Source organism: Actinosynnema sp., assembly GCF_052038725.1.
The window spans coordinates 1-5,276 of sequence record NZ_JBQGCX010000832.1; the positions used below are offsets into that span (position 1 = coordinate 1).

General features: G+C 74.3%; 4 protein-coding genes. 2 read left to right on the forward strand and 2 right to left on the reverse strand.

Going from position 1 to position 5,276, the window contains the following annotated elements:
* Nucleotides 1–26: 26 nt before the first annotated feature.
* The gene (locus tag ACTUAL_RS17110) at nt 27–2,531 is read right to left on the reverse strand and encodes a polynucleotide kinase-phosphatase (protein WP_440900971.1); all 2,505 of its coding nucleotides are present in this window, start codon (nt 2,529–2,531) and stop codon (nt 27–29) included.
* Complete coding sequence (locus tag ACTUAL_RS17115) at nt 2,531–3,898, reverse strand: 3' terminal RNA ribose 2'-O-methyltransferase Hen1 (RefSeq protein WP_440900972.1); 1,368 nt, start codon at nt 3,896–3,898, stop codon at nt 2,531–2,533. Before ACTUAL_RS17115 ends, ACTUAL_RS17110 begins: the two co-directional genes overlap by 1 nt.
* A gap of 99 nt (nt 3,899–3,997) precedes the next feature.
* Between ACTUAL_RS17115 and ACTUAL_RS17120 the strand changes: the two genes are divergently transcribed.
* Both ACTUAL_RS17120 and ACTUAL_RS17125 read left to right on the forward strand, forming a co-directional pair.
* Nucleotides 3,998–4,600, forward strand: a complete 603-nt coding sequence (locus ACTUAL_RS17120) for a YdcF family protein (protein ID WP_440900973.1) — start codon at nt 3,998–4,000, stop codon at nt 4,598–4,600.
* A gap of 145 nt (nt 4,601–4,745) precedes the next feature.
* The gene (locus tag ACTUAL_RS17125; RefSeq protein ID WP_157767708.1) at nt 4,746–5,246 is read left to right on the forward strand and encodes a hypothetical protein; all 501 of its coding nucleotides are present in this window, start codon (nt 4,746–4,748) and stop codon (nt 5,244–5,246) included.
* Nucleotides 5,247–5,276 lie beyond the last annotated feature (30 nt).

The following is a 5,276-nucleotide window of genomic DNA, read 5'->3' on the forward strand; positions in this document are numbered from 1 at the left end:
GATTCCACCGGACCGCCGCACCCCGGTCACAGCCTCGGGTCGACCGGCTCCGACTCCATGGCCAGCACGGCGAACACGCACTCGTGCACCCGCCACAGCGGCTCCTCGCGCGCCACCCGCTCCAGCGCCTCCAGCCCCAGCGAGTACTCCATGACCGCGAGCGCCCGCTTGAGCCCGAGCCCGCGCTTGCGCAGCCGCTCCAGGTTCGCCGGTTCGGTGTAGTCGGGGCCGTAGATGATCCGCAGGTACTCGCGCCCGCGCACCTTCACCCCAGGCTGCACCGGCCCGCGCTCGCCGACCACGAGGTTGGCCAGCGGCTTGACGACCATGCCCTCGCCGCCGACCGCGGTGATCGACTCCCACCAGCGCACGCCCGCCGCGACCTGCTCCTCGTCGCCGGTGTCGACGACCAGGTGCGCGGTGCGGTGGAACAGCTCGCCCTCCAGCCGCGCCAGCACGCCCAGGTGCCACAGGTGGTCCCGGTCGTGGAAGGTGCGCCCGCGCGCCGCCAGCACCTGGAACGGGGCCAGCCTCAGCCCGGCCAGGTCCTCGGTGGGCCAGCAGTAGCGGCTCCACGCCCTGCGGTAGCCCTCGGCGTTGGCGCGCCGCGACCGGGTGCGCTCCAGCAGCGCCCCCACGTCGACCCCGCGCCCGGCGGCGGCCTCCAACGCGGACGTGGCCACGCCCAGCGACCCGGACGCCGCTGCGCCCACCGACGCGTACTGCTGCCGGATGAGCCCGCCCGCCTTGGCGTTCCACGGCATCAGCTCGCAGTCCAGCAGCAGCCAGTCGGTGTCCAGCTCCGCCCACAGCCCGGCGGCCGCCACCGCGTCGCGCACCCGCTCCAGCACCCGCCGCTCCAGGTCGCCGTCGAAGAACGGCCTGCCGGTGCGGGTGTGCACGACGCCCAGGTCGCCGGTGTTCCCGACGTCGCGGCGCACCAGCACCACGGCCCGCGACCCCATGTGCTTCTCCTCGCACACGACCTGCCGCACGCCCCAGCCCCGGTACTCGGCGAACGCCTCGTCCGGGTGCTCCAGCAGGCCCTCGCGCTTCGAGGTCGCCACCGGCGACATGGTCGGCGGCAGGTACAGCAGCCGCTGCGGGGCGACCGCGAACCGGCTCATCACCTCCAGCGCCGCCGCGGCCTGGTCGGCGCGCACCGAGATCCGCCCCCGGTGGGCGGTCTCGACGCCGCGCTTGCCGGTCACGTCGTCCAGGTCCAGCGCCCCCGCCTCCCGCTCCGGCGCGACGGGCTTGAGCGGCCGGACCGGCTCGTACCAGACCCGGTGGGCGGGCACGGCCACGACCTCGCGCTCGGGGTAGCGCAGCGCGGTCAGCTCGCCGCCGAACACCACGCCGGTGTCCAGGCACATCGTGTTGTTGACCCACTCGGCCCTCGGGGTGGGCGTGTGCCCGTAGAGCACGGTCGCCTTGCCCCGGTAGTCGTTGGCCCACGGGTAGCGCACCGGCAGGCCGTACTCGTCGGTCTCGCCGGTGGTGTCACCGTACAGCGCGAACGAGCGCACCCGGCCGGACGCGCGGCCGTGGTAGTGCTCGGGCAGGCCGGCGTGCGCCACGACCAGGTCGCCGCCGTCGAGCACGTAGTGGGCGACGAGCCCGTCGCAGAACCGGGTGGCGGCCTTGCGGAACTCCTCGTCCTGCTCGCCGAGCTGCTCCAGCGACTCGGCCAGGCCGTGCGCGACCTTGACCTTGTGCCCGCGCAGGGCGCGCACCAGCTTCTGCTCGTGGTTGCCGCACACGCAGAACGCGTGCCCGGCCTCGACCATGCCCATGACCAGGCGCAGCACGCCCGGCGTGTCCGGTCCCCGGTCGACCAGGTCGCCGACGAACACCGCGCGCCTGCCCTCGGGCGGCAGCGCGTCCACCGGGCGGCCCCGCCCGTCGCGCACCAGCTCGTAGCCGAGGGCGACCAGCAACTCCTCCAGCTCGGCGCGGCAGCCGTGCACGTCGCCGATCACGTCGAACGGGCCGCGCTCGTGCCGCAGGTCGTTGAGCAGCCGCTCCGGGACGATCACGGCCTCGTCCACGTCCTGCTGGGTGCGCAGCACGTGCACCCGGCGGAAGCCCTCGCGGCCGAGCCGGTTGACCGACTTGCGCAGGGCGGTGCGCTGGCGGCGCACGACGTGGTCGCCGAAGTCCCGGTCGGGGCGGGTGGCGTTGCGGGCCAGGCACACCGAGTCGGGGGTGTCGAGCACGATCGCGACGGGCAGCACGTCGTGCTCCTTGGCGACCGCGATCAGCCGCGCCCGGTCGGCGGGCTGCACGTTCGTGGCGTCCACGACCGTGGTGCGGCCCGCGGCCAGGCGCTTGCCCGCGACGTAGTAGAGCGAGTCGAACGCCGCGCCGGACGCGGACTGGTCGTTCTCGTCGTCGGCGACCATGCCCCGGAAGAAGTCGCTGGAGAGCACCTGGGTGCGCTGGAAGTGCTTGAGCGCGAACGTGGACTTGCCGGAGCCGGAGGCCCCGACGAGCACGACCAGGCTCGGCTGGGGGATCGTCAGCTCCATCAGTCCTCGGTCCTCTCCAGGGTGAAGACGGCGGCCTGGGTGGGCGCGCCGCGCTCGGGGTCCTCGTCGCCGATCGGCAGGTAGCGGGTGGTGTAGCCGGTGCGCGCCGCCACGCCCTCGGCCCACTCGCGGAACTGCGCGCGGGTCCACTCGAACCGGTGGTCGGCGTGCCGCAGCGACCCGGCGGGCAGGGTCTCGAACAGCGGGTTGGACTCGACGTTCGGCGTGGTCACCAGCACCAGGCCGGGGCGGGCGCAGGCGAACACGGCGTGCTCCAGCGCGGGCAGCCGCTCCGGGTCGACGTGCTCGACGACCTCCATGAGCACGGCCGCGTCGAACCCGGTCAGGCCCCGGTCGACGTAGGTCAGCGCGCCCTGGCGCAGCTCGACGCGGGCGCGCTGGCGCTCGCCCATGCCGTCCAGGCGCAGCTTGCGGGCGGCCACGCGCAGGGCGTGCGCGGAGACGTCGACGCCGAGCACGCGGGTGAACTGCGGTTCGGCGATCAGCGGGCGCAGCAGCGCGCCGCTGCCGCAGCCCAGGTCGACGACGCTGCGCGCGCCCGCCTCCCGCAGCACGGAGATCACGGTCTCGCGGCGCAGGCCTGCGAGGGAGATCCGGGGCGGGGCGAGGGCGTTGTCCAGCTCCTCCGGCTCGACCTCCTCGGCCTCGGCCAGGCTGGAGAGCGAGGACAGCACCTCCTGCACCAGGGTCCTGCGGTTCAGCAGGTAGCGGCGGGTGATCAGCTCCCGGTCGGGGTGCTCGGGCAACCAGCCCTCGCCGGCGCGCAGCAGCTTGGCGGCCTCGTCCTGGTCGACGTGGTAGTGCTTGTCGCCGTCCAGGACGGGCAGCAGCACGTACAGGTGGCGCAGCGCCTGGGACAGCAGCAGCTCGCCGGTCAGCACGACGCGCGCGTAGCGGGAGTCGCCGAGGTCCCCGCCCAGCGGCAGCACCTCGGCGTCGACCCACCAGCCCAGCGGCGTGAACAGCCGCTCGACCAGCCGGTGCGGCACGGCGGGCAGCTCCACGCGCAGCGGCAGCGGTTCGGCGGCCAGCTCGGGGCGGGCCTCGCAGCGGCCGTTCATGGCGGTGCGGAACACCGACCCGAGGGCGACGGCCATCAGCGAGCCGGAGGTGTAGGGGCGGTCGTTGACGTACTGGGTGAGCGTGCTGCCGTGACCGCGCACCAGGCCGACGGGGTCGACCTCCAGCAGCAGCGCGACCGTGCAGGCCCGCTCGTCCGCTCGAGGGTAGAAGACGTGGGCGGGGCCGGAGGAGGTGGTGAAGGTCTGCGCGCGGTCGGGGTGCTTGTGCAGCAGGAACCCGAGGTCGGTCGCGGGCGCGCGGGTGGTGGTCAACGTCAGCAGCACGCGGGGGAGTGTGTCCTATGGGGACTGGTCGGCGCAGGTGGTTTTCGGTGATCGCACCTGGGGCGCCCCCGGTGTCGCGGGGGCCGCTAGGTTGGCGCGGTGGTGCTGCGGAAGATCGGGGCCGAGGTCGGGTTCGCGCTGGTCGGGGCGCTGGTGTGGGGCGAGGTGGAGCACTGGCGCGCGTCCCGCCGCAGGCTCGGCGCCGGGGTGGACGGCGGGGGTTCGGGCACGGCGGTGGTGGTGCTCGGCTACCGGAACGCGGGCGAGCGGCCCAACGCGGTGAACCGGTGGCGGGTGCGCGCGGGACTGCGCTCGCTGGACGGCGCGGGGTCGGTGCTGGTGGTGTGCGGGGGCCCGGTGGGCGGCGCGCGCCCGGAGGCGGACCTGCTGGCCGGGCACGCCAGGGCCCTCGGCTACCGGGGCCCGCTGCTGCGGGAGCCGCGCAGCCGCACGACCTGGGAGAACGTGCGCGAGGTCGGGCCGCTGCTGGAGGGCTTCGCCCGGATCAAGGTCGTGTCGAACCCGTTCCACGCCGAGAAGGCCCGCGAGTACCTGTGGCGCCAGCACCCGCACCTGGCGGCGCGGCTGGTGCGGGCGCGCGACCAGCGGGTCGGCGAGTGGCTGCTGCTCAAGCCGCTGCTGGCCGTGCGCGGTCGCCGCAGCCTGCGCCGCGTGGACGCGGGAGGCCAGCGGCGCGCCTGAACAGGCGTGCCCCATCGAGAGCAGCCCACCGCTCGTCCATCGGCGGGTGGCTTCCCAGACTCCGACACCCGTCGTGGCCGAGCGGCGCACTGTCGGTCCGACCGGGTTCGCCAGGGGGGCGACCGGTGGTCCGAGGGGGATTCGCATGAGCAGACGTGTGTTCCGCAGCATGGCGATCGTAGTCGCCGTCCTGGTGGCGCTGGTGGGGTTCGTGCCATCCGGCATGGCGGCGTCGGGCGTGGCCGCGGCAGGGGTGGCTGCAGCGGGTGACGCCCCGCCGAGGGGTGGGATCGTTGTGGTCCCCGTCGACACCTCGGCAGGGGCCGACTCCGCCGTCGAGCCGTTCGGCGCGAACTGCGGCGGGGTGCTCGACCCGTGCGGGATCGTGAACAACCGCACCAACAGGTCGCTGGAAGCCGCCAGGGATTCGAGCAGCCACACCTCGTGCTCGCTCTGGCCGGACAGCTCCACCCACCCGCGCAAGACGGTGGCCTCCGGCCGCAACTCCAACCAGTCGCCCGAGTACTTCAAGGACACCGACTGCTTCCGGTCGACCACCTGCTCGGTGTTCTACCTGGGCTGGCACTCGCCCGGTGAGTGGATCAGGATCTGGAGCTCGGTCTACATCTACGACCTCGGCTGCTGAGCGAGGTCGGGGCCGCGTGCGCGCGGCCCC

What these genes read in the sequence shown, in the direction of transcription:
- ACTUAL_RS17110 (WP_440900971.1), bottom strand. Translation starts at nt 2,531, where the DNA reads ATGGAGCTGACGATCCCCCAGCCGAGCCTGGTCGTGCTCGTCGGGGCC.
- ACTUAL_RS17125 (WP_157767708.1), top strand. Translation starts at nt 4,746, where the DNA reads ATGAGCAGACGTGTGTTCCGCAGCATGGCGATCGTAGTCGCCGTCCTG.